The sequence below is a fragment of the Planococcus sp. 107-1 genome, from assembly GCF_021513255.1.
Lineage (GTDB): Bacteria > Bacillota > Bacilli > Bacillales_A > Planococcaceae > Planococcus.
On record NZ_CP090977.1, the window covers coordinates 3074381 to 3098880 of the forward strand.

A 24500-nucleotide genomic window follows, 5' to 3' on the forward strand; every position below is an offset into this window, starting at 1 on the left:
CCGCTTATTTATTGCGGAAACGTTCACGCATCTTGCCAGAGACTTCGGTTCCTTCCATACGCGGTTCGAACAAACTGCCGGATGTCGGTTCAGCAGGCGGTGAACTTTTCAGCATCCGGTCCAGAAAATGGCCATCCAATTTCTCGACAGTGTCCGGCATCAATTTGTGTATGATCGCTGTGCCTTTTACTTTAAAGCCGATTTCCAGACTTTCTTGCGGATTATCGATCAGCCCGAGAATCTCTTCGATGACTTCTTCCGGGTCGTCAGCTGGACCAATTTCAATGGCATGTCCGCTGTAATTTCCGGCATGTTCGGTCCAAGGCGTATCCGTCACCCACGGATGAACCACGCAAACTTGGATGTCCTTCCAGTCATCCAGCCGCATTTCCTGATACAAGCCTTTGCTGAGCCCCGAAATTCCGTATTTGGTCGCCGTATAGGCGGCTCCGAATGGAAGCGGAACACTTGTGACAAAAGAAGAGAGATTGATCAATGTTCCGTAGCTTTGCTGCTTAAATTGCTTTAAAGCAAAGCGGCTGCCGTACATCGTTCCCATGAGATTCACCTGGACGAGCCGCATCTGATCCGCTAGTGGAATTTCCGTGAATGAACCGATAATTCCGAGCCCTGCATTATTAATCCAGACATCCACTTTTCCAAAATCCGCAAGCGCTGTATCCATCAGCCGTTCCATATCGCCTTCGATACTGATATCCGTCGTAACAGCAACTGCATTCTGCCCCAACTCTTCCGCCAGCTGCTCGATCAGCTCCGTCCGCCGGGCCGCCAAGACGACATTCGCGCCTTCTGCTGCAAGCCGCTTCGCCATCCCTTTGCCAAAGCCGCTTGAAGCACCGGTGATGACAACGGTGAGGCCTTGCCTGGATTTTTTGTCTGCCATTTAAACTCCTCCTCAGGTAGAGAATGTTTTGTTGCTTTTGCCATACCCCTTTCTCTGCAATGAAAACGCAAGCGTCTTGTAGATCTGCCAAGGAATTAAATCCAAAAAACGGACACCCCATGAATGGAGTGTCCGTTTCTTCCTTCTATTCTTAAATCTCGGAGCTCAAGACGATTTCTCCCTGCGGCGAGGCATTGCCAGCCTGAGGTTCGAGCGTAATTGCGATCGTATCCCAGTCTTCGGTATTGTCTTCCAGACTGTAATACGCATTCCCTTCTCCATTGGCACTCGGAGTAAAGGCTCCTGCCGGAATCGGTTTGCCTTCTTTCAAGAGCCAAATCTGATAGACTTGTTCACCTTCAAGGGCTTCCAATTGTTCGGCTTGCACGACCAATTCAAGCGACTCCTCTTCCCGGATGATTGCGGCTTTCGCCGTTCCGCCAAATACTTCATTCGGCTGAAGATCGATGGATTGGAAGGCCATCTCCCCGCCGGTTTCCGGCTGTTCCGACAGCTTCAGCAAGGCATAGCCATTGCCGAGCAGCGATACGAACAAGGCAGCCGCAATCAGCACCGGCCATCTATTCTTCTTTTTCACCGCTTTTTGTGTGATAAGCGGAGCGGGTTCCCCGCTTCACTTCTTCGGATTTCTTCTGCTCTTCTTCGAAGACAGTAGACAAGATTCTGGCTTTCATCCCGGCAGGTGGATCGACAGGATCTGCAAGGTAAGGGAGATCGCCCGTCATTTCAATGATTTCCTGACAATCCGTACAGGTTTTCAAATGCTGTTCAAATTCAAGCTGTTCTTCTTTACTGAGCGTTCCGTTCAAATAATCGATGACGTGGTCACAATTCAGTTTCGCCATGGTGAGTCCCCCCTTTCCTGCATATCATGCAAAGTCCCTTTCAGTTTTTTCAAAGCGAGCCGTATCCTGCTTTTGACGGTCCCAAGCGGAACCTCGCATAGCTCAGAGATTTTTTCATGTGTGTATCCTTTAAAATAAAACAACTGGACCATTTTTTGCTGCTCGGCAGATAAATCTTTTACAGCCAATTGAATCTGTTCTTTCTTTTCCTGCCATTCTGCCGTTTCTTCCACACTCGATGCTGGACTAACCAATTCTCCAGCCTCTTCAAGCGCCACTGACGGCTTTTTCTTCTTGCGGATCAAATCGATGGCGGCATTCCGTGACATCGTGAATAGCCAGGAAGTGAATTTCCCTTTGCTTTCATCGTACTCTCCAACACCCCGCCAGACTTTCATAAAAACTTCCTGCAGCGCTTCTTCTGCCAAATCCCGGTCTTCGGTCATTTTCACAAGAAACGAGAAAAGAATTTTTTCATAGCGGTCGTATAATTGTTCAAGCGCTTCTTTGTCTTTGTTCCGTACACGTTCATATAGAACAAAGTCTGAACTTTTCTCCATAACTGGTCCCCTTTATTCAGATTTCATTCCTCAAGCTTACTATAACTCAGCGTTAGCCAACACAATAAAGTTAAGGAATCGAGAATTCGAAGATAAGAAGAGTGAAAATGAACGATGCATTTTCATTCTTTTATTCGCAGCTACTTCTTTTTGCTTTCTTACTCCTCTAACGGATCGATTCGTTTTTTAGTTCACTTTTAAAAGTTTTTTTAAAAAGAGTGATCTATTTTCCAACAGGTTCCGTTAGGTAAGCAAGAAATGAAAAAAGAGGAGTGTTGACGATGAAATGGAGAAAAATTTTAGCGCCGGTATTAGGGGCAGCGCTGCTGCTGCCAGGAATGGGAGCAACGGCATTTGCACACGATGGCCCGCACGTGGATACAACAGGAGATGAATTGCGGGCGACGCTTGATGGTTTGCTGTCTGAGCACTACGCTCTGGCTGTCGACTCGATGATGAAAATCTACGACGGCGATAAAGCAGCCGAAGCGGCCATGGCTGCATTGGATGAAAACGCAGCCGATATGGAGCCGGTCATCGCATCCGTTTATGGTGAAGAAGGCGGAGCGGCATTCGAAGAAATTTTCGCAAAGCATAATGTTGGAACAGATGACTATGCAATGGCCGTAAAAGACGGAAACGAAGAAATGAAGCAAGAATCCCTTGATCAGATCCAGTCATTTGTTGACGAGATGGGCACGTTCCTCGCAACAGCAACGGAAGGCAACCTTCCAGAAGAAGGAGCCAAACAGGCGTTGCGCCAGCATGAAGATTTCGTACAAGATACATTCGACTTATATGTAGCTGGTGAATACGAAGCGGCTTATACTTCTTATCTTGAAGGCTTTAAGCAGATTTTCGGAGCTGGCAGTGCCATCAGCGGTGCAATTGCCACTCAATTCCCTGACCAGTTCACGGACCCGAATACACCGGCCGGCGATTTCCGTTCAACAGTGAACCGAATTGCGGCAGAACATTTTGCACTCGCACAATTGAGCATGGCAAAAGGCTATAACGGTTCAGCAGACTTTGACTTTGCTGATTGGGCACAAGACCAGAATACAGAAGAGTTCCGCGGCGCTTTAGCTTCTGTCTATGGGGAAGAAGCAAGCAACCAATTCACCGCTCTTTGGAACAACGAACACATTTCAATCCAAGGCAATTTAGCCGCTGCTTCCGCTTCTGAAGATCAGGAAGCTGTAGACGGTGCCGTCATGACATTAACAGATACATTTGCAAACGAATTAGGTACTTTCCTAAACACAGCGACTGAAGACCGCATGCCGCTTGAAGAAACGATTGCTGCTGTTGCGGCACACGAGAAATCAGTAGTAGATACATTCCAGCAATATGTTTCTGGTGATTATGCAGCTTCCTACGAGACTTACCGCACTGGCTATGCCATCATGTTCGATATCGGCAAAGGCTTAAGTGGTGCAGTTGTAGATCAATTCCCTGAGAACTTTGTCAATGCAGCCCCTGAAAAAATGCCCGCTACCGGATTTGGCGGCAGTGAAAGCCAATCCAGCACGATGATGCTTTGGGTAGCTTTAAGCGCATTGATCTTAGTTGGCGCAGGAACTATCACGTATCGTCAAAGTAAACAACAATCATAAATGACAGGAAATAAGAGAGGGCTTTTTAGCCCTCTCTATTCCTACTTTAATGGGAGGGATGGAAAATGAAGCAGATTGTGACAATGGGCATCGCCGTTTTTTTGGTCGCTGCCTTATTTTTCATTTTAAAGCCGTTGGCGAATGGCCCGGCGGATAAAGAAGAAAGCGTACAACTTGAAGAAAACAGTGAAAAAGAAGTGACGGCGGGAAATGTTGTCGACAAAATCGCCGAATTCCCCATCTTTCCTGAACAGCGCGAAAAACTGGAAATGGTCCAAAAACAACGGCAAGAAAGCATTAAAGGCATGGAGCCGACGCGCATCGAAATCGAGTCCATCGGAGTTGAGGCAGCAATCGAACCGACCGGGATCCTTGAAAATGGCGAAATGGGCGTCCCAGAAGATGTCGATCAAGTAGGCTGGTTTGAACCCGGTTTCAAAGCTGGCGCTAAAGGACATGCTGTCCTTGCTGGCCATGTCGACAGCTTGACCGGCCCAGCCGTATTCTACGAGCTGAAAGACGTTAAGCCTGGTGATCAAGTGAAACTATTTGATGCAACAGGCCGGGAAATGGTATTTGAAGTTCAAAAACTGGCAAGCTATGAAACCGATGCAGCACCGATTGAAGAAATCTTCGGAAATGCAGACGGACGGTTCATCAACCTCATTACTTGTACTGGCGACTTTAACCGTGATATCGGTTCGCACGAAGAACGATTGGTGGTAACAGCTGAACTCATCTCCGACTCGGCAGTTGAAATTGCAGCTCCCAAAGCACCGGAGAACGTCACTGCAACTGATTTCAATGTTTCGTGGCATGCTGTACGGGACGATGCCATTATCGGCTACCGCGTCTATGAAGAAGACATTGCATCCGGTGAGATGAAGAAAATTGAAACCGTCTCCCTGTTCGACCGCAAGAATATTACGATCGAGCCAAGCGAAGGCAAGCGCTACTACGTTTCCTCCGTAGATGTGGATCTGAAAGAATCACAGAAAACAGAAGCGTTAAAATAAAAACTGTGGAAGCATATCTAAAGGGCTTCCACAGTTTTTATTTGCTTTTAAAAGTTTTTCTGGTTATCAGGTTTCTCTTGGACTTTAGCCAAGAAAGTGGATTATGGTTTTACTGATTCTTTTTGTTAATGCCTGACGCACTTCGTTTTTATAACTTGAAGATAAGTTAAAAGATTTTCAGGCGGTATTTTTCTTCGAGTCTATGCGGTGAAAAAAGTGTGGAATATTTTCTATACGACGGATGCTGAAGCAGCCTCTCGGGCGTCCACCCTTGCAATGATGCGGGTTCGTTACATTCGCTCTTTCTTAAACGATTCGATGCAGGGATTGTCGCAGGGCTCCCCTTTGCGACTCATGCTGATTTTTACTTTCTTCGCTTTTAATAAAGTTATGTCCTCATTCGAACAGTAATGAGAGCCTCGACTGAAGCAGCGAATCGACTTCTTCGAGCGGAAACTCTTTTCTAAGACTATTTTCACTCTCGGTTTTATCCGGGCTTATTTTTGCCTTAACTGGGCGTATTCTTTCGACTACTGGGCGTATTTCTTCCTTAACTGAGCGTATTTTAAATTCGCAGGAACAACCGCTTCTTTAATTTTACGGTCAATAACAAGCAAGAAAAAAAGCAAATCCGGTAAATCCGGATTTGCTTTTAAGATTTTCTGCTCTTTATTGCTTGCGGTAACGGACCGCCACTGTTGTAGCAAGAGCCGCTAACATTAAGCCGGCCATGATCCATAGGAACGGCGTTGTGGATGAAGCGGCTGTTCCGCCCATACCTGTTGCCGGCATTTCAGATGGCATTTCCGCAGCCCCGAACTGATCCGGGAACTGGTCAACGATGGCTGCCGATAATCCGGCTGCTGGCATTGACATATGCGCATATGCTTCACGAATCGAGTTATAAGCGGCATCGAAGTCTCCTGCAACGTAAGAGTCAAAAGCTGCTAACAATTGGCCCGTGTGTGCTTTCAAGCCTTCTTCTAACGCATCTGCCGGTACACGGCCTTCAGTGGCTGCATCAAGAAGTGCCGCTTGTTCGATGATGTATTGATCCAAATCAGCTTTCGCTTTTTCCTGGCCTTCCATATTGCCTTCGCCTGTCGCTACTACGTAATCAACAAAGTAGCCAATATGTGATTTCCAGATTTCTTCAAACTGAGCTCCAGCTTCATCGCCGTAGACCGACGCAACAGCTGCAGTTAAATCGTCAGCGTTCGCAAGCAGCGCGGCAGATGCCTGGTCGAAACTTTCAGCTCCGTCTGCTCCGTCCTGCATCGCCATTGCCGCTAAGCCGGCATGCTCTGTAAAGGTCATGTTCAATTGAGCACGTAAGTCAACAGCCGGTGTATCCGGATTCGTATTATCGAATTTCTCCGGGAACTGGTCTGCGATCGCTACAGACAAAGTTTCTGCGAACATGCTCATGTGATGGATCGATTCGCGTTCAAGTGCGTACGCTGTTTCAAAATCACCAGCTACATAAGCATCAAAAGCTTCTACTAATTGATCCACGTGCATATCCAATCCTTCTTGAACAGCTGCTGCCGGTAAACGACCTTCAGTCGCTGCGTCGAAAAAGTCCGATTGTGTTTTCTTGTATTCTTCCAAATCTGCCAAGGCTTTGTCTTTTCCAGCCTGGTCCTCTTTCGCAGTCGCTGTTACATAATCAACAAAATAGCCGATATGCGATTTCCAGATTTCATCGAATTGCGCTGCACCTTCGTCACCGTAAACAGAAGCGACTGCCGCTTTTAAATCATCGGCGTTTGCAAGAAGCGCTCCAGAAGCCTGATCAAAATCTTCAGCGCCATCTACGCCTTTTCTCATCGCCTCAACTGCCAGGAAAGCATGCTCCGTCAATACCGTATCCAATGCGATCCGAAGTTCTGCCGCTGGTGTTGCCGTACCCGCTTCCATTGCTGAAGCTGAAGCCGGTGCTGAATGTGATTCATGTCCGTCTGCCAATGCCGCTGTCGGCACCAATAATGAAAGGGTTAATGGAAGAGCTACTAATAGTTTGTTCATTTTCATCTAAAACATCTCCTTTTTTCCTGTTTAATTTTTTGTACTGCCAACAAAACGCAGGAAGAAATGGTTTAGATCACTTTTTTTAAAAATAAAATATTTTTTTGGGGAATTCCGTATGTTAATGAGGAATACGACCTTCAAAAAAAAGGGATTGGCCATGGTTTTCAAGAAAGCTAGTAACATCGAAATTATTTTATTTCCATATAAGTGAGGAGCAATGAAATGGCAAACGATAAAATCACACGAAAAAATCCAGCCGGCGTCTCTGAGCCTGTCGGCAACTACACACATATTACGAAAATCCCTAGAAACGCTGAACTGTACGTGACTTCCGGGCAAATCGGTGTGGATCAAAACGGAAAGCTGCCAGAAAGCCTGGAAACGCAAATCACTAATACATTCCACAATATTCGAGCTGTCTTGGAATCAGAGGAACTTTCAGCAGATAACATCATCAAAGTGAATATTTGGGCAACTGAAAAAATCGATTGGGATTTCATGTACGGCGAATGGTCTGCACTATTCGGAAATAATTACCCTGCGATGACTGTCGGCTACATTACGGAACTGGGATGGCCGGAAATAAAAATAGAAATCGAAATCTGGGCAGCGAAAGTGTGAAATTCTGCTGCCCGGAGTTTTTTCTTAGCTTTGCAAAAAAATGTCGAAACAATGTCGGCTTGTAAAGAAAAAGGAATCATTTTTTCGATAAACCGGAACGTGTCACTGTATGGTTTTTAGGCTCTCGTGCTAAACTATTTTTAATTTCAAAAAAAGGAGGCGTTTGCATTGGGAAGGGATTAATGAAGATTGGCGAAATTGCACAATTAAGCGGAGTATCGACCAGAACAATCGATTATTATACGAATCGCGGGTTATTGTCAGTTGAGCGCTCGGAAAAGAATTACCGGCTTTATCCCGATTCAGCCCTTCAAACGCTCGAACGGATTCACCAGTTGAAAAAACAGCGGCTGTCGATTGCCGAGATTAAAGAACTGCTCGATTCGAGCAGGCTGCCGGAAACTGAAGTGCTCGCTGAAGACGTATATGAAGAATTCGATTGTCTGCAGAAAAAAATCATCCGCTTAGAGGAACAAATGAAAGATGCACCGGCTCATGTCAAAGTGCAAATCAGCAAAGCACTTGAGAGCAAATTGGTGGCCATTGCCTCCCTGCTCGCTCTGCTGTAACTAATTTCGGAGGTGAATCCCTTTTAAAAGGGAACATAAGTGGACATAATTACGATACTGAATTTAGGGTTATTGGTACTATTACTTGCGCTGACGGCATTTTTTGTCGGCTCGGAATTTGCGGTTGTTAAGATTCGCATCTCACGCCTGGATCAGCTAATTGCAGAAGGCAATAAAAAAGCGATTACTGCAAAGAAAGTCGCCAGCGACTTGGATTACTACCTTTCAGCTTGCCAGCTCGGAATCACCGTGACGGCACTTGGACTCGGTGCCCTTGGTAAGCCGACAGTTGAACGTTTGATGTATCCAATATTTGAATTTCTTTCCGTTTCAGATGCGGTTGCATCTGCCTCTTCCTACGCGATTGCGTTTTTGCTTGTCACATACTTGCACGTGGTGCTTGGTGAAATGGCACCGAAAACATTAGCGATCGAATATGCAGAGAAAATGTCGTTATTGCTTGCCCCTCCTCTTTTCTGGTTTGGTAAAGCATTGAAGCCTTTTATCTGGCTATTAAACGGTGCTGCCCGGATTCTTTTAAGAGCATTCGGCGTTCAGCCTGCCGGACACGACCAAGCCTACTCGGAAGATGAGTTAAAGATTGTCATGGCGCAGAGCTATGAAGGAGGCGAATTGAACGAAACTGAGTTGTCTTATATGGAAAACGTCTTCACATTCGATGAACGTGCTGCGAAAGACATTATGGTCCCTCGTACTGAACTTATTACGTTGGATAAAGATATGCCGCTTGAAGAAATTGTCCAAATACTGGATGAAAACAATTACACACGCTACCCAGTGACCGAAGACGGAGACAAAGACAGCATCATCGGTTTCGTCAGCGCAAAGAAAATGCTTCCGCATATCGTAGCGGGCCGCCCGTGGCAATTGCAGGATTTTGTCCTTGAAGTTCCGACCATTTTTGAAATGACCGGATTGCAGAACGCATTGCTGCGAATGCAGCACGCGCGTGTCCACATCGCCATTGTCGCAGATGAATACGGCGGAACTGCCGGAATGCTGACATTGGAAGATATTCTGGAAGAAATCGTCGGGGAAATCCGCGATGAATTCGATGAAGATGAACAGCCTGAAATTGACCAGATCGGTGAACATCAGTATTTGATTAACGGACGGGTTCTACTGAGAGATCTTGAAGAGCGTTTCGGCCTGACTTTTGAGGAAAGCGCAGATATTGATACGATTGGCGGCTGGGTCCATTACAAGAGTGTCGGGGAAGTTCAAACCGGCGATACGCTGAGGAAAGAAAACTCATTGTGGACCGTCACCGAAATGGACAATCAACAAATTAAACAAGTTATGTTCCATCGAGAACCTGAATAAATCTGAATGCCTATCCTGCTTTTGACTATTTAATGGAGGTGAATCCCCTGTTACAGGGGAGCCATATTGGAAGGACAAATAATCATTAATCTGCTGCTCGTCGCGCTGATGATTCTCGCGACTGCATTTTTCGTCGGTGCTGAATTCGCTATTTTAAAAGTGCGGATGTCAAGAATCGACCAACTTATTTCAGAAGGCCATAAAAAGGCCATACGCGCAAAAGAAGTAGCCAACAATCTCGATTACTACCTGTCGGCTTGCCAACTCGGAATCACCGTGACCGCTTTGATTCTTGGGGCATTGGGGGAACCGACAGTTGAAAAAATGCTGCATCCGGCATTCGACTATTTTGACGTACCGGAAGCTTTAGCGACAGCTCTTTCGTATGCAATTGCGCTTGGAATTGTCACGTTTTTGCACGTTGTCATCGGCGAACTCGCGCCCAAAACCTTAGCGATTCAATTTGCGGAAAGAATGACCTTGCTTCTTGCACCGCCTCTTTACTGGTTCGGGAAGATCATGAATCCATTTATTTGGCTCATGAACGGCTCAGCGCGCCTTTTCCTTAAACTCTTCAAAGTAGAGCCTGCCGGACACGAAGAAGCGCATTCTGAAGAAGAACTTAAATTGATTATGGCTGAAAGCTATAAAAGCGGTGAAATTAACCAAACCGAATTAACGTATCTAAAGAATATTTTCGAATTTGATGAGCGCATTGTGAAGCACATCATGATTCCCCGCGAGAACATCGTCACGGTCGATCGAGGACTATCACGCGAAGAGTTTTTCAGCGTACTGGATCAGCACGAATACACCCGCTATCCGGTGACTGAATCTGACGACAAAGATCAAATGCTTGGATTTATCAATACGAAAGAATTGTTGACCGGAATGGCCGCTGGACGCGTTCAAGAACCGGATGAACTGCTGCACAAAATGCCAAGCTTTCCGGAAAACACGCCAATTCAAAAAGTGTTGAACAAAATGCAGCAAAGCCGCACCCATATGGCGATCGTTACAGCAACAAACGGGCAGACGGCAGGCATTGTAACGATGGAAGATATTCTAGAGGAAATTGTTGGAGAGATCAGCGAAGAATCTCTCGAGATCAATCCCATTTAGCAAATGAACCGACTATCCTAAAAACAAATTTCCACATTTAAAAGTTCGGCATTCTGCTGGACTTTTTTATTTTCCCCCTCCCTTTTACTAGATATTTTGATTTGAGTGGGTATTCTATATTACAATAAGCCTCAAAGCCATTTTTTCAGAATGCAATTCAACTGCATCCTGTAAGAGTGCAGAGAAATGAAGCGAAAAGAAATGACGGAGGCGGAATAAGAAATGATGAGAGACGAAAAACTGCACGAGTTCCTGTGCAGCAAAACGGATTTCCTGACAGAACAATGGTATGAATCTCTAGATAAATCAAAAGACGGTGTTTACGGGGCAACAGATCCGGAAACCATTAAACGTGTAAAAGCACAAAATCATGCATTTCATGTAAAGTTTTGCGGCATGTTTGAAAAAGAAGACACGGAATGCATAGAGGATTTCCAGGACTGGATTAAAACCATCGCCAAAGATGAAGCCCACTTAACGACTCCGCTTGAAGAAATCATCGAGGAGTTTTTCAGAACCCAGCAGCAATACCTGGATGTAATTGAGGAATACACCGAGGCGAATTTAGATGTGCTTTCGATCAGACAAGTCGCGGCATGGAATCGCGGGGTTGTTGAAACGATCAACCGGATTATTCTGGAGTTTACTCTCCAGCATTCACTTGCGACGAAAACTCGGTTAAATGCGCAACGGGAAATGATCGTCGAGATGAGTGCCCCTGTCATTTCACTGGCACATGACATCGGGTTTCTTCCGCTAGTCGGTGAAATCGATACGTATCGCGCGTATATCATTTTTGAAAAGGCACTGGCGCAATGTGCTGAACAACGCTTAAACAAGCTCTTCATTGATTTATCCGGCGTTCCGATCATCGACACGATGGTTGCTCACCAGATTTTCCAGTTGATTGACGGACTGAATTTGATTGGCGTACGGACCGCTTTATCAGGAATCAGCCCGGATATTGCTCAAACAGCCGTTCAATTAGGCCTCAAGTTTACCAACATCGAAATTCATAACACGTTAGCCCAGGCTATGCGCTTGAATAAATTGAACTTCGCCTAACCTTATTGCCGTTATAAAACTACACATAGAAAGGGCCGCTGAATCCCCAGCGGCCCTTTCTTTAAATCGATTTATTTAGTAGCTCAACGCTTTTTCATACATCCATCGCTTCAATGTTCCCATGGAGTTGAAAGACACAGCTTCACCGGTAGCCTTGTGCTCTGCTTTAATAATGACATCGAATTCATCCACTATGAATGACCAGCCTTCCTCAACCAGGCTGCGTGCCGTTTTGACAATCATGCTTGACCCTCGAACTGTTCCCAATTTCATCACCTTCAACTCCCTTAACTAAAATGATGGCTGAACCGTTGCAGCCTCTTAATCATAATTGTACTTTTCCATTCCTTATTTTTCTAGTATTCAAACCTGAAAAACACATAAGTCACAAAAAATACATAAGCTTACTCCCCCAAGGGCTCAGCTGCCATTTAAACCTCCCGTAAATTGGGCTGATTCCCTATTCCTTAGCCCCTATTTACACCCTGAAATGTTTAGGGTTTGAAAGAACGGGGGTACACTAGCAGTACCTTACTTTACAGGAATCCAATTTTGCACAGGAGGAATTTAATAATGGCTAAACGTGAAAATACATTTATCGGAACTTTTGATGTACAGGCAGAAGTATTAAGCAAAATCACAGAACTGAAATCTCAAGGTTATCGAGAAGAAGATATGTACGTGATTGCTCAAGATGAAGATCAGCTATCCATGATTAAAGGGCAAACAGATGTGAAACTGGATACGCAGGAAGATCAAGGCTTCATGGGAAGATTCATTTCCACATTAGCAGGGGAATCTTCATCATATGAAGCGTTCGATACGATGGGAATTGATTCGGATGAGTCCGATGTTTATAAACGCGAAGTTGAAAATGGAAAAATTCTGCTATATGTAGACAGCGAATATGGGCCGTCTTATGACCGCTACAGCGAATCACGCGCAAATACCGGCGGCGCGAGCTCTACTTTCACAAATGGAACAGATGCTTCAACAACAGACGAAGAGCGCCTTCGCTTGCATGAAGAGCATTTGAAAGTGGATAAAGAACGCGTTCAAACCGGTGAAGTCAATGTCGGAAAGCATGTCGTTGAAGACACGCAAACGATTGAAGTACCAGTAGAACGCGAAGAAGTATACATTGAACGCCGCCCTGTAAATGAAGCGACAGATTCAACCACTACTGGCGGATTGACAGGGAAAGACGCTTACCAGGACGGAGACAACATCCACATTCCAGTTTCTGAAGAGCGTGTGGAAGTTTCGAAAACGGATGTCGTTTCTGAAGAAATCGTCGTTGGGAAGCGCAAAGTCCAAGATACGGAACAAGTCACAGAAACGACTCGCCGTGAAGTAGCGGATATTGATGAGGATAATGATTCAACTACAAACGGGCGCAAGCCTTTATAATTACCGAAAGCAGCATGGGTGGCGAGAGCCGTTCCATGCTGCTTTTTTTAGGATTTCCCCTCGTTATACTGCGCCTTCACTTAGCCTTGCAACAATCGCATAATATTCTCCAGGCTCTGTCGAGTAATGCACCGGTTCAAATGTTGCGATAAATCCTGCCTCTTTTAAAAGGCTTTTCCATTCCGGCATGGAAAATAAACCGGATTGCGAGCTATCCGATTCAGTAAAAACCTTTCCGTCCTCATTTCTCATCATATAAAGGTAATGCGTTTCCGTCCTATGATCGTCGGGATCGCTGTCATAGGTCCATTCCAAATATCGCATACCGCGGCCATCCTTATCGATTCCTCCATGATGGGTGCCGCCTGAAAAAGTTTCCGTGAACTGGTCGGTCGTGATGAGCAACAGACCATCCGGATTCAAATGTCGTCCTGCATTCCGAAAAACGGCCAGCAAATCATCCGGTTCCTTAAAATACGTGATGGCGTCATGGACGAAAACCAAATCATAATCTGCTCCTGCATCCAAAGTGCGCATATCGCCTTGCAGATGTTCGCATTCCGGGTTCAACTGCTGGCTGACAGCGAGCATATTGGGCGAAAGATCCGCCAAGACGATTGGAAAATGCTGTTTCAGATAAAATGCGTTGCTGCCCCCGCCTGATCCAAACTCCACAGCTTTTTTCACACCCGGGTGATGGCGTTGAATGATCTCCGCATAAATTGCAGCTTCTTCTTCATATTCCGTATGCGGCGACATGAGTGGCCACCATTCCGCCAATTCCTTGTACAATTTCATGATTTTCTGCACCGCCCTTCTTATTTTCCTTCATTATAATCAGCTGACAATTGGAGAAATAGTTTTACGGCTTGAAGAACCCGCAAAAAAACGGCCACGGAAATTTTCCGGAGCCGTTTCGCTTTTTCATTGTTCTTTTACGAACGTATTCGCATAAGCATCGTGAGGGAATTTCTCGCCTTGGGAATCTGCGTATTTTTGGCGGTCGCGCAAATAAGCAAGCGGACCGATCGTATCTCGGTGCACAACACGTTTCAAAATCTGGGCATCTGTCAAGTCGCCACCGTCTTCGCTTTCCACTTTAATGCCGAATGCTTTTTGGCCAAGCGTCTGCCCTTTCAGGCGAAGCTGCGCATATTCAAGCCCCCAGAAAACGGCTGTGGGCAGCACCACTTGAAGGAACGTCTCATTCTTGATCTTTTTACGCAAAACCGGTTCCAAAGCTGCCGTCACCACTGTCGAAACGACCGAATCAACCATAACTGCTTTCGTGCGTTTTTTCGTCAATTCGTACATTAAATCCCCCCACTTTCCAATAGATTACTTCCATGATAGAAGACTCACAGATAGAAGGCAAAGATTCCGTAAAAATGATACAAAAAAACTCCGCCCTTTTTCAAGGCGCGGAGTTTTCATCACTCAGGGTTTGGAAATGCATTCAGTGGATCTCTTTCTTTTTCAGTTTCAATATATACTGGAGCAGCTGCAGCTTTTGCCTGCTCTGCTTTTTCTTTCACATCTGCAATAGAAGTTTGGATTTCAGCCATTTTCTTACTGTCCAAGTGGTAGAACTTCATTGCAACCAACGAAGCGATCCAGCCAAGGACTGGAATTCCGAACGCCAGGAAAATGGTCATTCCGAATAAAGAAGTTGTCAATTCATCTTCGATTGTAGGAAATTCATCTTTAAAGCCGATTATCGCTACCGCTACTCCAACCAGTGCAGGAGCCAGCGAAGAAATTAATTTATCAACGAAGGAAAACAAGGTACCAATCATTCCCGGGACATAACGGCCGGACTTAAACGTTTCATAGTCGGATACATCGGCAATCATCGGATTGACGAGTGCAGTCGGCAAGCTTCCGAAGGCCATACCGAGTGTATATAAAATGATAAAACCGATAGTGGCAAGTCCCATATTGCTAAGTGAAATCGCAGTCGTATCAATGGTGAAGAGGAAAACCACCAGTGCAGCAAACGAGATAAGGCCGATCCAAGTTGAAATGACAAACGCTTTTTTCAAATCCGTCTTCCGGGCATACGCTACACCTACGAATGTAATAATCAGCGTTGGTATGATAATGATCATGGAAATCGTACCACTTAATTCATAATCTCCAAGGAGAATTCCGAATAGCATGACGACGACTACTGCGTGGCGCAGAACGCTCAATGTCAATTTATCGCTGGATGCGGCAATGATCAGCATCTGCAGCGGCCGATTCCCTTTTAAAATAGGCCAGTAATCGCGAAACTTGGTCTGTACTGTTAAATCTGCGAGACCATAGAATTCTTTCTGGTCTTTACCTGCGATCCCTAGGACAGCTAATGCTGTGAATACGAAGCCGAAGATGATGGCATAGGTATTCAATTCAGTGAAGAGAGACATGGTGAAACCGCCGTGCTTAGCTACCAGGTAGGAAGCGACAAATATTTGCCCACCGGTCAATAATAAGGTGTTATTGACACCGTCAAATACTGCAAAAAGCGGGCGCTGTTTCGGATCATTTGTCAAAACCGTCTGCGCTGCTTTTGTACATGCAGTCTGCATCGTATAACCAACGATGTAAATCGCGTAGATTAAAATGAAGAATAACATTTGCAGCGATTCTGGCAGCAGGTGGGTGAAATTGTACATGATCAGGATGGAACCGGCTAAAATGATATTCCCAATAATCATCATCGGACGGAACTTGCCGAATTTCGATTCGGTTTTATCGATGATAAAGCCGATAATCGGATCTGTTATTCCATCGAATACACGCATGAACGTTAAAATCGTACTGATTGCCACTACTGTTAAACCGGCAATGCCAGTAGCGTAATAGCTGACAAATGCCAAAATGAACATATACATATTGGTCGCCGTATTGTTTAAAGTGAAAAAGCCGATCTGCCAAAGTTTCGCATTATGATATTGTCCTTTCACAGTGCTTGCTGCAGTTGTCATCGAATCTCCTCTTTTCTTCCCTAGAATGATGTTTATTGCCAGTAAATTTTCAAGCTTTTAAATGAAGACGCTTTCAAATTGATCCTTTTAAAAATCTGTTTTATTTCCAGAAGGCTATAAAAAATATATTATTTGTTTAGCCAACAAACTATATAACTAACAATATATATGAAAGCGCTTAATCAAGCAAGCGTTTTTTACAATCTTCCGAAAATAAACCTTTTTGACTAGACCATTTAAACGCCAACTGCATAGTGCAGCTGGCTTAAACGGTTTTTATTTTGTGGGGTCAACTGCTTGCTGCTGTGCAAGCAGGCATAGTTCTGCCGCTTTAAATGCATGCGCTTGAGTCATCGCATTTTCTGTACGGTTTATGCAGTCTTTGATGAATTCACCGAAAAACGGGAATCCGACGGTTCCAGACAGGCTAAAATGCTTCTCGCCTTCCTTATTGACCAAATACAGATGGTCGCCGGTTTCTTCCCGGGCAACGTCTACGTATTTACGGATTTCAATCGTGCCTTCCGTGCCGGTGATGAATGTACGGCCATCTCCCCATGTCGTGAGTCCGTCCGGTGTAAACCAGTCGACTTTGAAAATTTGTGTGGCTCCGTTATCGCCGATCAATGTCGCATCGCCGTAATCTTCCAATTCCGGATGTTCCGGGTTATTGTAATTGCCGACTTTGCTGTGAAGGACTTTCGCATCTTTGCAATCTGCGTAATACAGAAATTGTTCAATCTGGTGGCTGCCGATATCGCAAAGGATTCCACCGTATTGCTCTTTATCGAAGAACCAGTCCGGACGGCTGTCTGCATTTAAGCGGTGCGGACCGAAGCCAGTTACTTGAATGACTTTGCCGATCGCTCCGTCTTTGATTAGCTGACCAGCAAACACTGCTCCTTCCACATGGAGGCGTTCGCTGAAGTAAACCATATACTTCTGGCCTGTCTTTTGGACCACTCGCTTCGTTTCTTCCAATTGCGCCAACGTCGTAAAAGGTGTCTTGTCGGTAAAATAATCTTTGCCCGCTTCCATTACCTGATTTCCGAGAGCGCTGCGCTTTGAAGGAATCGCGGCGGCAGCGACCAGCTTCACTTCAGGGTCTTTTAAAATCTGTTCAAGCGATTCGGCGGCAGCTGTTTGCGGGAATTTCCCGATGAATTCTTCCACTTTTTTTGGATCCGGATCATACACCCATTTCAAGGTGGCGCCTGCTTCCAACAATCCATTGACCATGCCGTAAATATGGCCGTGGTCAAGTGCTGCTGCTGCTATCGGAAATTCTCCTTCAGCTACAACGGGATTCGGCTTGCCTTTTGGCGCATATGTCATTCCATCTTTACTCATTTGCTTCATCCTCCTGTCAGTTCACCGCTGCTGCCTCGAACCAATCTGCATACCCAAGTTTGCGTAAGTTTTGAGCTGAAATTTCCAGGCAATCGAACGGATCGCGTCCATACGTATCATCCTGTTCCACTAAGAAATACTTCGCTCCGCTTGCGAGCCCGGCATCGATGACCGCTGGAATATTCATATTGCCTTCGCCCACTTCTGCAAATTCAATCAAATTGAAGAATTTGTGGAAGAACTTTGACATGTCTTTGAAGTCCTCTTCATTTACATCCAATTGGCCGATACGGTAATCCTTCAGATGCAATAAAGAAATGCGGTCTTTGTATTGCGTAATGATATCGACAGGGTTTTCGCCTGCACGCTGGATCCAATGAACGTCCAGTTCAAAGCCTAATTTGGTCGTGTTGTTCTTAATGAGGTCCAATAAATAGACGCCATCGAATTTCTGGAATTCTACATGATGCGTATGGTAGTAGAGCTCGATCCCCTGATCTGCCAAACGGTGCGCCATTTCTTCAGCCTTTGCGATGAACTCCATGATTTTGTCTTTATCGCCCATAATATTCAATGGCAGCATGCCAATGCGAAGGAAGCTGCAGTCCAAAATTTTGCAGTCTTGGACAATTTTATCGAAATCATTGGCCAAGGTTTCGCCCGGCATTCCTGGCATCATCGGTTCCAGCGGAGCGGACAAGGCCGCAATTTCGATATCAAAATCCTGGCTCGCTTTCTTCAAATCTGCCACATTTTCACTTGTCATTGGAATTTGTGATACTTCTACTGCCCGGTAGCCAAGCTCATAGATCTTTCTCATCGTTTCATATACACCGATTTCCATGACTTTGTCTTTCAGCATCATCATTTGCACACCGATTTTCCCGTTTTTCATTGGTAGACCTCCATTGTGATTTCTTTTCTGCTTTCGCTTGACTCACGGATGGCTTCAATCATTTCCATTGAGACTTGTGCCTCTTTTGCATGGATATAGCGATCCGTATTTTGCCGAATGCATTCATAGAACTCGTTGATCAACTTCAAATGGCTTGCGCCGTAATAAAATTTGGTTCCAGGCAATTTCTGATCTTCTTCTACGATTCGCTGCGTTCCATCCGAAAGAGTTTCCAATAGAATACTGTCTTTGATGGTGAATTTGCCCTTTTCAAACAGCACTTCCAGCTCGATCGATGAATTTTCCGAATTGGCATTCGTTGCAAACAGCAGCCCTTTCGCACCGTTAACAAATTCGATGCGGGCAGAAGCGGTATCTTCAATATCCAGGCCATAGTCCAGAAGATTGTCGATTGACCCTTTTATCTTTTTGATATCTCCACCGACCAATTGCATCAAGTCCATCGTATGCAGCGCCTGATTGATCATCACGCCGCCTCCCGCGTACTTCATCTGTCCACGCCACGGTTTAATGCCGTAATATTCTTTTGGACGGAACCAAGCGACGATTCCTTTAATGCCCATCACTTGCCCATACTCGCCGCCTTCTGCCAATTCCAACAGCTTTTCCACCGTTTCATTTCTCCGGTTCTGCAGTGAGATTCCAATTTTGATCTCCGGATGCTGTGCTTCCAGCTCTACTAATAGCCGGCCTTCTTCTGCATTTAATGCCAACGGCTTTTCTTGAAAAACATGGACGCCTTTTTCGACGCATACTTTAGTGGCAGTGTAATGAAGGTGGTGCGGCAAGCAGATATGCACACAATCAAGTGCTTCTTGTTCCAGCATCTCACGATATTCGGTATAGAAAGAAGGCCCCTCGACCATTCCTTCCATTGTCGGATCAATATCGCAGACCGCCACAAGTTCAGCATTGGGGTTGCTTTGAATGGCCGGAATATGGATTTTTGAAATATCGCCGAGGCCAATGACGCCTATTTTCAGCATATGAATTCCCCTCTTTGAAAAACAACTCAACACCGGCAAAGGCGCTGAGTTTATTTTTTCCTGATTATTTTTGGACTAACGCACTTTTTTCTTCTTCGATTTTTTTCTGAAGTTCGGCGAAGTAAAGATCTTCATCTACCGGCAATTCGACTTCTTTCCCGAGCCAGCTGGATAAGTGAATCGCGTTCGCAAGAGCTACGCCGCGAATGCCGTCGCTTCCCGGTGCAAGAAGTGGAGTGCCATCCAATACGTTCGCTGCAAAGTTTTCCAGCACACTGGTATGCTGCACTCCCCATACGTCGTTGAACTCAAGCACTTCTTCGTCGTAGATGTCTTCTGCACCGCCGCCCATGAAAATTTTCATGACGTCCTGCATATCCATGCTCGCACTCATTTCCGCTTCCGGGCGTCTCAAGCGCTTGATCGTCACTTTTTTGCTGTCATCAACCACGATTTTCCCTTTGTCGCCGTGGATTTCAAAACGGTCAGTCCCCATAATATCGTGTGTAGCTGTGATGAAGACGCCCGTCGCGCCGTTGCCGTAGTCGAATAAAGCCGTCACTTCGTCTTCTACTGCAATATTGCGCTGATAGCCGTATTTCACATTGGAGTAGACTTTCTTCGGCATGCCGGCAATCCACTGCATCAAATCCAGCTGGTGCGGTGCTTGGTTGACAAGCACGCCGCCGCCTTCGCCTTCCCAAGTGGCTCTCCAAGCGCTTTGGTCGTAATAGCCTTGTGGACGCCACCATGTTGTGATGATCCAGTTCGTGCGGCGGATGCTGCCAATTTCGTCGTTGTCGATGATTTCTTTTACTTTCTGATACAATTCGTTCGCACGTTGATTGAACATGATGCCGAAGGTCAGCTCCGGTTTTGTCGCAGCAAAATCATTCAATACTTTTACTTGCTTCGTGTAGACGCCTGCCGGTTTTTCCAGCAATGCATGGATGTCTCTTTCCAATGCCTGGATGCCCATTTCCGGATGCAGGTAATGCGGAACACAGGTGATGATCGCATCCACGTTTCCGCTTTCCATCATCGCAATATGGTCAGTGTAAAATGGAACATTCGGATACTTTTCAGCAGCCACCTCTTTTTTTGCCGGATCGATGTCGCAAATGGCTCCAATTTCCATGTTCGGTACGCGGCCTTCCGAGATAAAACCTGCATATGCCCCACCTTGAGCGCCCAAACCAATAATTCCTAATCTCACTTTTTTCATATTTTCTTCTCCTCACTGTATTGTAGTTGACGGTGATTCCGGTAAACTTTCGCAGTCATTCCGACCTTTTCACGGAAGTAGCGGCTGAAATGGGAAACGCTTTCAAAACCGCTTTCACTTGCGACGTCTTTTAATGCCTTATCCGGTTCTGTCACCAGCAATTGTTTGACCCGATTTAATCGGCAGCCCATCACATATTCCATAATGGTGAAACCTGTCATTTCTTTAAAGACATGCGATGCGTACGATTTACTTAAATTCAAGGCTTCAGCAATGGAAACAATCGATAGTTTCTGCTGGAAATTTGCTTGAATATAAGAAGCGATGTTTTCTGCATGCGTTTCTTTTTCCGGTTTCTTTCTTGGCTTTTTCAGTGAATCTAACTCTCCGAGTTTATTGACCGCTACTAAGATCTGCATCAGCAGGATTTTCGCCTCGGCTTCTTTTTCGCCATGCCCAATTTCCGTTTTCCGATAGACTTCTTCTAAGCGCTGAATGAGCCTTTCCAATTCCTTGGAATCTTCGCTTTGCCGGGTGCGGATCAGGCAATGATGCAGTTTCTGGAAAACCTCCAGCAAATAGCCCCCGCCCACTCCGTCCAGAGATTTTTCAATCCATTGCGGCGAAAAATGAATCGTGCTGCGGATGTATTCACTGTTTGGCGGGGTATTCGGCTTATGCAGCGCCATGCCGTCCATCAGCAAAATATCGCCCGGCTCCAAATCGTAAATCTGGTCGTGGATTAAATAGCGGCAGGAACCTGCATGGAAAAAGTAAATTTCATATTCCTGATGGGAGTGGTAATCGATATGCCCCCAATATTTATCCATCCGGTAATGCACCATAAGCGGCTGCTCCATAACAACTTTGCCTTTCAAAATGAATCTACCTCCATTTTATAGCCTTTTCAGACAATTTCATTAGCTGAAAATGCTTACATTGCCTACTATATTATCTGAGAGTGCTTTATTAATAAACTTTTTAGTCAATAAATCTTCGAAACTATTTTCTAGTGCTTTGAAAAAGCCTTGACCTTTGAGATGACGGATTCTTAAAAACCGCCTTTATGTTATCCTTAAACTAAAGATAAAGCCGAATGGCTACTGCAAATGTGAAACAATGGAGGAAAATAATATGGTGACTGGCGACGGATCTTATATTAAACAAATAAATAGAGGTTTGATTCTCCAACAAATCATCGAACACGGCATGATTTCCAGAGCCGATTTATCAAAAAAAGTGGGTTTGAACAAAGCGACCATCTCTGTACAGGCCGCGGACCTTCTCGATGAAGAGCTGATTTACGAAACCCAGCAAGAACACCGTAACTTAGGCAGGCGCCCGATCATGCTATCGCTAAACCGCCAAAGCGGCTTTGCGCTCGGCATCGATTTGGACGCCAAGGACATTACCTATATCCTTTCCGATCTCCTGGGCTATCCCGTCCATACGGAAACGGTTCCCCTTGAGACTTCGGATTACGACAGCATTCTTGCTTTGCTTTCGGCACAGATCAAAAAGTTTCAGGCACAATGCGCTGACAGCCATTACGGACTGATCGGCGTCGTCATCGGCGTCCACGGGACGGTCGGGAAAAACGAGAAAGTCTTTTTTGTCCCTCAGCACCAATGGGTGGATAAAGAGTTAAAAGCGGATCTTGAAAAAGAGGTCGATGTAGCTATACAGATCCAAAACAACGCCAATGCTTCGGCTTTTGCCGAAAAAGTCTTTACTTCACAGGACAGTGAAAATCTGCTTTCCATTTCGATGTATTCCGGCATGGGTCTCGGCATCATCATGGACGGGGAATTGTTGAAAGGCTATAACGGCTTTGCCGGTGAGATGGGCCATATGATTGTGGTGCCAGGCGGCAAGCAATGCACATGCGGCAATAAAGGCTGTTGGGAAATGTATGCCTCAGAGGCAAGGCTTTTGCAAAATCTGGCTGACATCAAAAAGAAAAACAAGCTCAGCTATGACGATGTGGAAAGCTGGATTGCTGCGGAAGACAAGGAAGTTATCCAGCAAATCGATGAATTTTTTGAGTTTTTGGCAATCGGATTGAACAATATCATCAACCTTTACAATCCGGAGACAATTGTGCTCAACAGCCAAGTGCTGAAGATGGATCCCCACGCCATCGAACGCATTGAAAGCCTGCTGACTTCGTCGGTGAGCCAGTACCGTGAATTGAAAATTTCCGAACTCGGCAAGGAAGCGTGCGCGATGGGTGCATGTGCGCTTGCCATCAAGAGTTTCCTGAAAGTTCCTGAGCTGCGCTTGGACTTATCAACTGAACATCTTCCAGCTGATGACTACACAGAAACGGTCAGCTAAAAAAATCCCCCTTCCGAACTGCGGAGGGGGATTTTTTGTTTAACGTGTTTTATTAAGCAGTGGGAATTTGTGCTTTTACGTGGAAGAATTGTTCAGCGTTGTAATAGCAAATATTCTTCACGTATTTCTCCAAGAGTTCCGGATCATTCGGCATTTTGCCTTCCTCTACCCACGTACCCAGTAGATTGCAAAGAATTCTTCTGAAGTATTCATGCCGTGAGAAGGACAGGAAGCTTCGTGAATCCGTCAGCATGCCGACGAAGTTGCTGATAAGCCCAATATTGGCCAAAGTTTTCATATGCGCTTCCATGCCATCGATATGGTCATTAAACCACCACGCCGTGCCTGCCTGGACTTTCCCAGGAACTTCATCGTTCTGATAATTGCCCGCCATTGCAGCTAAGATATTATTATCTCGTGAGTTCAAGCTATAGAGCACCGTTCTTGGCAATTGGTCTTTGACGTCCATTGCATCAAGCAAACCGACCAATTTATCCGCAAGCAACAAATCTCCAATCGAATCAAAACCGGCATCCGCACCGATGCGTCTGAACATTTTCGTATTCGTGTTGCGAAGGGCATTGATATGAAGCTGCATCACCCAGCCTTTTTCTGTGTAGAGCTTCGCTAGTTCCAGCAGCGTATAGGTCTTGAATTGATCGATTTCTGCCGCCGACAATTCTTCTCCATCCAACCGTTTACGGAAAACGGCTCCAGCCTGCTGTTTATCTGTTTCTTCGTAAAACAGCACGGAAATTCCGTGGTCAGAACTCCGGCAGCCGTGCGCTTCGAAATAATCCACACGGTCGGATAACGCTTTCAAAAAGGCTGCATAATCTTCGATGGCGAAGCCTGCTGCCGCTTCTAATTTTTCTACCCATGATAAAAACTCGTCTTTTTCGATTCCAAGTCCTTTATCGGGACGGAATGATGGAGAAACAGTGCTTTCATAGCCTTCTTCCGCGAGCTTTTTGTGTGCTGCCAAATCATCAGTCGGATCGTCTGTCGTGCCAACGAACGTCACTTGTTCTTTTTTCAAAATCGAACGGACGGAAAGTTCCGGTGTCGCAAGTTTGCGGTTCGCTTCTTCCCAAATGGCTGGCGCTGTTTTTTCGTTCAATACTTCATCGATGCCGAAATAATTCAGCAATTCCAGATGCGTCCAGTGATAAAGAGGGTTGCCGATCAAATTCGGAATGGTCTTCGCCCACGCCATAAATTTTTCGTAATCGCTCTTATCGCCCGTAATGTAATCCTCGCTGATTCCATTCGCCCGCATCGCCCGCCATTTGTAATGGTCTCCCGCAAGCCAGATTTCCGTTAAATTCCGGTAGTTCTTGTCTTCTAAAATCTCTTGTGGATCTAAATGATTATGGTAATCGATGATCGGCAAATGCTTTGCTGTCCCATGATAAATCGCCTTAGCGGTGTCATTGTACAATAAGAAATCTTCTGTTATGAATGTTTTCATCCTCTAACCCCTTTTCAATTTCTTTAATTTGTTTGATCGCCAAACAAATTAAAAGATTTGGATTTATCATAGCCTGTCTTTTTGAAAAATTCAAGTTGCACCATGAGATTGAGTATTTTCAC

24 protein-coding genes are annotated in these 24500 nt (G+C 45.4%); 9 read left to right on the top strand and 15 right to left on the bottom strand.

Annotated features, from left to right (window positions below):
- Nucleotides 1-4 precede the first annotated feature (4 nt).
- The 4 genes from L0M13_RS15885 to L0M13_RS15900 all read right to left on the bottom strand — a co-directional run bounded on the left by L0M13_RS15885 (nucleotide 5) and on the right by L0M13_RS15900 (nucleotide 2330).
- Entirely contained in the window at nucleotides 5-904 is a 900-nt protein-coding gene (locus tag L0M13_RS15885) for an SDR family NAD(P)-dependent oxidoreductase (protein ID WP_235197407.1), read from the bottom strand.
- Nucleotides 905-1055: 151 nt separating this feature from the next.
- Nucleotides 1056-1502, bottom strand: a complete 447-nt coding sequence (locus L0M13_RS15890) for an anti-sigma factor (RefSeq protein ID WP_235197408.1) — start codon at nucleotides 1500-1502, stop codon at nucleotides 1056-1058.
- The gene (locus tag L0M13_RS15895; RefSeq protein ID WP_235197409.1) at nucleotides 1486-1770 is read right to left on the bottom strand and encodes a zf-HC2 domain-containing protein; all 285 of its coding nucleotides are present in this window, start codon (nucleotides 1768-1770) and stop codon (nucleotides 1486-1488) included. The genes L0M13_RS15890 and L0M13_RS15895 overlap by 17 nt, the downstream gene beginning before the upstream one ends.
- Entirely contained in the window at nucleotides 1758-2330 is a 573-nt protein-coding gene (locus tag L0M13_RS15900) for an RNA polymerase sigma factor (RefSeq protein ID WP_235197410.1), read from the bottom strand. The genes L0M13_RS15895 and L0M13_RS15900 overlap by 13 nt, the downstream gene beginning before the upstream one ends.
- Before the next feature lie 281 nt (nucleotides 2331-2611).
- Between L0M13_RS15900 and L0M13_RS15905 the strand changes: the two genes are divergently transcribed.
- A complete protein-coding gene (locus L0M13_RS15905; RefSeq protein ID WP_235197411.1) occupies nucleotides 2612-3946 on the top strand; it encodes a hypothetical protein in 1335 nt (444 codons plus the stop codon).
- Between the two features lie 65 nt (nucleotides 3947-4011).
- Nucleotides 4012-4962 carry a class F sortase gene (locus L0M13_RS15910; RefSeq protein ID WP_235197412.1) on the top strand — a complete coding sequence of 317 codons (951 nt, stop codon included), beginning with the start codon at nucleotides 4012-4014 and terminating at the stop codon, nucleotides 4960-4962.
- A 669-nt stretch (nucleotides 4963-5631) separates the two neighbouring features.
- On the opposite strand, the gene L0M13_RS15915 is transcribed toward L0M13_RS15910, so the two are convergent.
- Nucleotides 5632-6996 carry a copper amine oxidase gene (locus tag L0M13_RS15915; RefSeq protein ID WP_235197413.1) on the bottom strand — a complete coding sequence of 455 codons (1365 nt, stop codon included), beginning with the start codon at nucleotides 6994-6996 and terminating at the stop codon, nucleotides 5632-5634.
- 219 nt (nucleotides 6997-7215) lie between these two features.
- On the opposite strand from L0M13_RS15915, the gene L0M13_RS15920 reads away from it, so the two are divergent.
- The 5 genes from L0M13_RS15920 to L0M13_RS18635 all read left to right on the top strand — a co-directional run bounded on the left by L0M13_RS15920 (nucleotide 7216) and on the right by L0M13_RS18635 (nucleotide 11714).
- The gene (locus tag L0M13_RS15920; RefSeq protein WP_235197414.1) at nucleotides 7216-7614 is read left to right on the top strand and encodes a RidA family protein; all 399 of its coding nucleotides are present in this window, start codon (nucleotides 7216-7218) and stop codon (nucleotides 7612-7614) included.
- Between the two features lie 182 nt (nucleotides 7615-7796).
- Entirely contained in the window at nucleotides 7797-8183 is a 387-nt protein-coding gene (locus L0M13_RS15925; protein WP_235197415.1) for a MerR family transcriptional regulator, read from the top strand.
- A gap of 39 nt (nucleotides 8184-8222) precedes the next feature.
- Entirely contained in the window at nucleotides 8223-9527 is a 1305-nt protein-coding gene (locus tag L0M13_RS15930) for a hemolysin family protein (protein ID WP_235197416.1), read from the top strand.
- Between the two features lie 66 nt (nucleotides 9528-9593).
- The gene (locus tag L0M13_RS15935) at nucleotides 9594-10649 is read left to right on the top strand and encodes a hemolysin family protein (protein WP_235197417.1); all 1056 of its coding nucleotides are present in this window, start codon (nucleotides 9594-9596) and stop codon (nucleotides 10647-10649) included.
- A gap of 222 nt (nucleotides 10650-10871) precedes the next feature.
- Nucleotides 10872-11714, top strand: a complete 843-nt coding sequence (locus L0M13_RS18635; protein ID WP_311195584.1) for an STAS domain-containing protein — start codon at nucleotides 10872-10874, stop codon at nucleotides 11712-11714.
- A gap of 75 nt (nucleotides 11715-11789) precedes the next feature.
- Here the strand turns inward: L0M13_RS18635 and L0M13_RS15945 are convergent, their stop codons facing one another.
- Entirely contained in the window at nucleotides 11790-11987 is a 198-nt protein-coding gene (locus tag L0M13_RS15945; RefSeq protein ID WP_235197418.1) for a hypothetical protein, read from the bottom strand.
- Between the two features lie 300 nt (nucleotides 11988-12287).
- On the opposite strand from L0M13_RS15945, the gene L0M13_RS15950 reads away from it, so the two are divergent.
- Nucleotides 12288-13124, top strand: coding sequence for a YsnF/AvaK domain-containing protein (locus tag L0M13_RS15950; protein WP_235197419.1), 837 nt, complete (start codon nucleotides 12288-12290; stop codon nucleotides 13122-13124).
- A 63-nt stretch (nucleotides 13125-13187) separates the two neighbouring features.
- Here L0M13_RS15950 and L0M13_RS15955 read toward each other — a convergent pair whose 3' ends face one another.
- The 8 genes from L0M13_RS15955 to L0M13_RS15990 form a co-directional block, all read right to left on the bottom strand.
- Nucleotides 13188-13922 (bottom strand): class I SAM-dependent methyltransferase, encoded by a 735-nt coding sequence (locus L0M13_RS15955; protein ID WP_235197420.1) that lies wholly within the window; start codon nucleotides 13920-13922, stop codon nucleotides 13188-13190.
- Between the two features lie 126 nt (nucleotides 13923-14048).
- Nucleotides 14049-14438: an RDD family protein gene (locus L0M13_RS15960; RefSeq protein WP_235197421.1), complete on the bottom strand. Its 390-nt coding sequence runs from the start codon at nucleotides 14436-14438 to the stop codon at nucleotides 14049-14051.
- Nucleotides 14439-14557: 119 nt separating this feature from the next.
- The gene (locus tag L0M13_RS15965; RefSeq protein WP_235197422.1) at nucleotides 14558-16093 is read right to left on the bottom strand and encodes an MFS transporter; all 1536 of its coding nucleotides are present in this window, start codon (nucleotides 16091-16093) and stop codon (nucleotides 14558-14560) included.
- Between the two features lie 276 nt (nucleotides 16094-16369).
- Nucleotides 16370-17443, bottom strand: coding sequence for a Gfo/Idh/MocA family protein (locus L0M13_RS15970; RefSeq protein ID WP_235197423.1), 1074 nt, complete (start codon nucleotides 17441-17443; stop codon nucleotides 16370-16372).
- A 16-nt stretch (nucleotides 17444-17459) separates the two neighbouring features.
- Nucleotides 17460-18338 (bottom strand): sugar phosphate isomerase/epimerase family protein, encoded by an 879-nt coding sequence (locus L0M13_RS15975; RefSeq protein ID WP_235197424.1) that lies wholly within the window; start codon nucleotides 18336-18338, stop codon nucleotides 17460-17462.
- Complete coding sequence (locus L0M13_RS15980) at nucleotides 18335-19345, bottom strand: Gfo/Idh/MocA family protein (RefSeq protein WP_235197425.1); 1011 nt, start codon at nucleotides 19343-19345, stop codon at nucleotides 18335-18337. Before L0M13_RS15980 ends, L0M13_RS15975 begins: the two co-directional genes overlap by 4 nt.
- 64 nt (nucleotides 19346-19409) lie before the next feature.
- On the bottom strand, nucleotides 19410-20570 hold the full coding sequence (locus tag L0M13_RS15985) for a Gfo/Idh/MocA family protein (protein ID WP_235197426.1): 1161 nt from the start codon (nucleotides 20568-20570) through the stop codon (nucleotides 19410-19412).
- Nucleotides 20567-21448, bottom strand: a complete 882-nt coding sequence (locus L0M13_RS15990; protein ID WP_235197427.1) for a helix-turn-helix transcriptional regulator — start codon at nucleotides 21446-21448, stop codon at nucleotides 20567-20569. Before L0M13_RS15990 ends, L0M13_RS15985 begins: the two co-directional genes overlap by 4 nt.
- A gap of 256 nt (nucleotides 21449-21704) precedes the next feature.
- Between L0M13_RS15990 and L0M13_RS15995 the strand changes: the two genes are divergently transcribed.
- Nucleotides 21705-22907: an ROK family transcriptional regulator gene (locus L0M13_RS15995; protein ID WP_235197428.1), complete on the top strand. Its 1203-nt coding sequence runs from the start codon at nucleotides 21705-21707 to the stop codon at nucleotides 22905-22907.
- A 52-nt stretch (nucleotides 22908-22959) separates the two neighbouring features.
- Here the strand turns inward: L0M13_RS15995 and uxaC are convergent, their stop codons facing one another.
- Nucleotides 22960-24378 (bottom strand): glucuronate isomerase, encoded by a 1419-nt coding sequence (gene uxaC, locus L0M13_RS16000; protein WP_235197429.1) that lies wholly within the window; start codon nucleotides 24376-24378, stop codon nucleotides 22960-22962.
- Nucleotides 24379-24500 lie beyond the last annotated feature (122 nt).

Coding starts and splice junctions, on each gene's coding strand:
- L0M13_RS15885 (WP_235197407.1), bottom strand. CDS start 904: ATGGCAGACAAAAAATCCAGGCAAGGCCTCACCGTTGTCATCACCGGT.
- L0M13_RS15895 (WP_235197409.1), bottom strand. CDS start 1,770: ATGGCGAAACTGAATTGTGACCACGTCATCGATTATTTGAACGGAACG.
- L0M13_RS15900 (WP_235197410.1), bottom strand. CDS start 2,330: ATGGAGAAAAGTTCAGACTTTGTTCTATATGAACGTGTACGGAACAAA.
- L0M13_RS15905 (WP_235197411.1), top strand. CDS start 2,612: ATGAAATGGAGAAAAATTTTAGCGCCGGTATTAGGGGCAGCGCTGCTG.
- L0M13_RS15910 (WP_235197412.1), top strand. CDS start 4,012: ATGAAGCAGATTGTGACAATGGGCATCGCCGTTTTTTTGGTCGCTGCC.
- L0M13_RS15915 (WP_235197413.1), bottom strand. CDS start 6,996: ATGAAAATGAACAAACTATTAGTAGCTCTTCCATTAACCCTTTCATTA.
- L0M13_RS15920 (WP_235197414.1), top strand. CDS start 7,216: ATGGCAAACGATAAAATCACACGAAAAAATCCAGCCGGCGTCTCTGAG.
- L0M13_RS15925 (WP_235197415.1), top strand. CDS start 7,797: ATGAAGATTGGCGAAATTGCACAATTAAGCGGAGTATCGACCAGAACA.
- L0M13_RS18635 (WP_311195584.1), top strand. CDS start 10,872: ATGATGAGAGACGAAAAACTGCACGAGTTCCTGTGCAGCAAAACGGAT.
- L0M13_RS15945 (WP_235197418.1), bottom strand. CDS start 11,987: ATGAAATTGGGAACAGTTCGAGGGTCAAGCATGATTGTCAAAACGGCA.
- L0M13_RS15950 (WP_235197419.1), top strand. CDS start 12,288: ATGGCTAAACGTGAAAATACATTTATCGGAACTTTTGATGTACAGGCA.
- L0M13_RS15955 (WP_235197420.1), bottom strand. CDS start 13,922: ATGAAATTGTACAAGGAATTGGCGGAATGGTGGCCACTCATGTCGCCG.
- L0M13_RS15960 (WP_235197421.1), bottom strand. CDS start 14,438: ATGTACGAATTGACGAAAAAACGCACGAAAGCAGTTATGGTTGATTCG.
- L0M13_RS15965 (WP_235197422.1), bottom strand. CDS start 16,093: ATGACAACTGCAGCAAGCACTGTGAAAGGACAATATCATAATGCGAAA.
- L0M13_RS15970 (WP_235197423.1), bottom strand. CDS start 17,443: ATGAGTAAAGATGGAATGACATATGCGCCAAAAGGCAAGCCGAATCCC.
- L0M13_RS15975 (WP_235197424.1), bottom strand. CDS start 18,338: ATGAAAAACGGGAAAATCGGTGTGCAAATGATGATGCTGAAAGACAAA.
- L0M13_RS15980 (WP_235197425.1), bottom strand. CDS start 19,345: ATGCTGAAAATAGGCGTCATTGGCCTCGGCGATATTTCAAAAATCCAT.
- L0M13_RS15985 (WP_235197426.1), bottom strand. CDS start 20,570: ATGAAAAAAGTGAGATTAGGAATTATTGGTTTGGGCGCTCAAGGTGGG.
- L0M13_RS15995 (WP_235197428.1), top strand. CDS start 21,705: ATGGTGACTGGCGACGGATCTTATATTAAACAAATAAATAGAGGTTTG.
- uxaC (WP_235197429.1), bottom strand. CDS start 24,378: ATGAAAACATTCATAACAGAAGATTTCTTATTGTACAATGACACCGCT.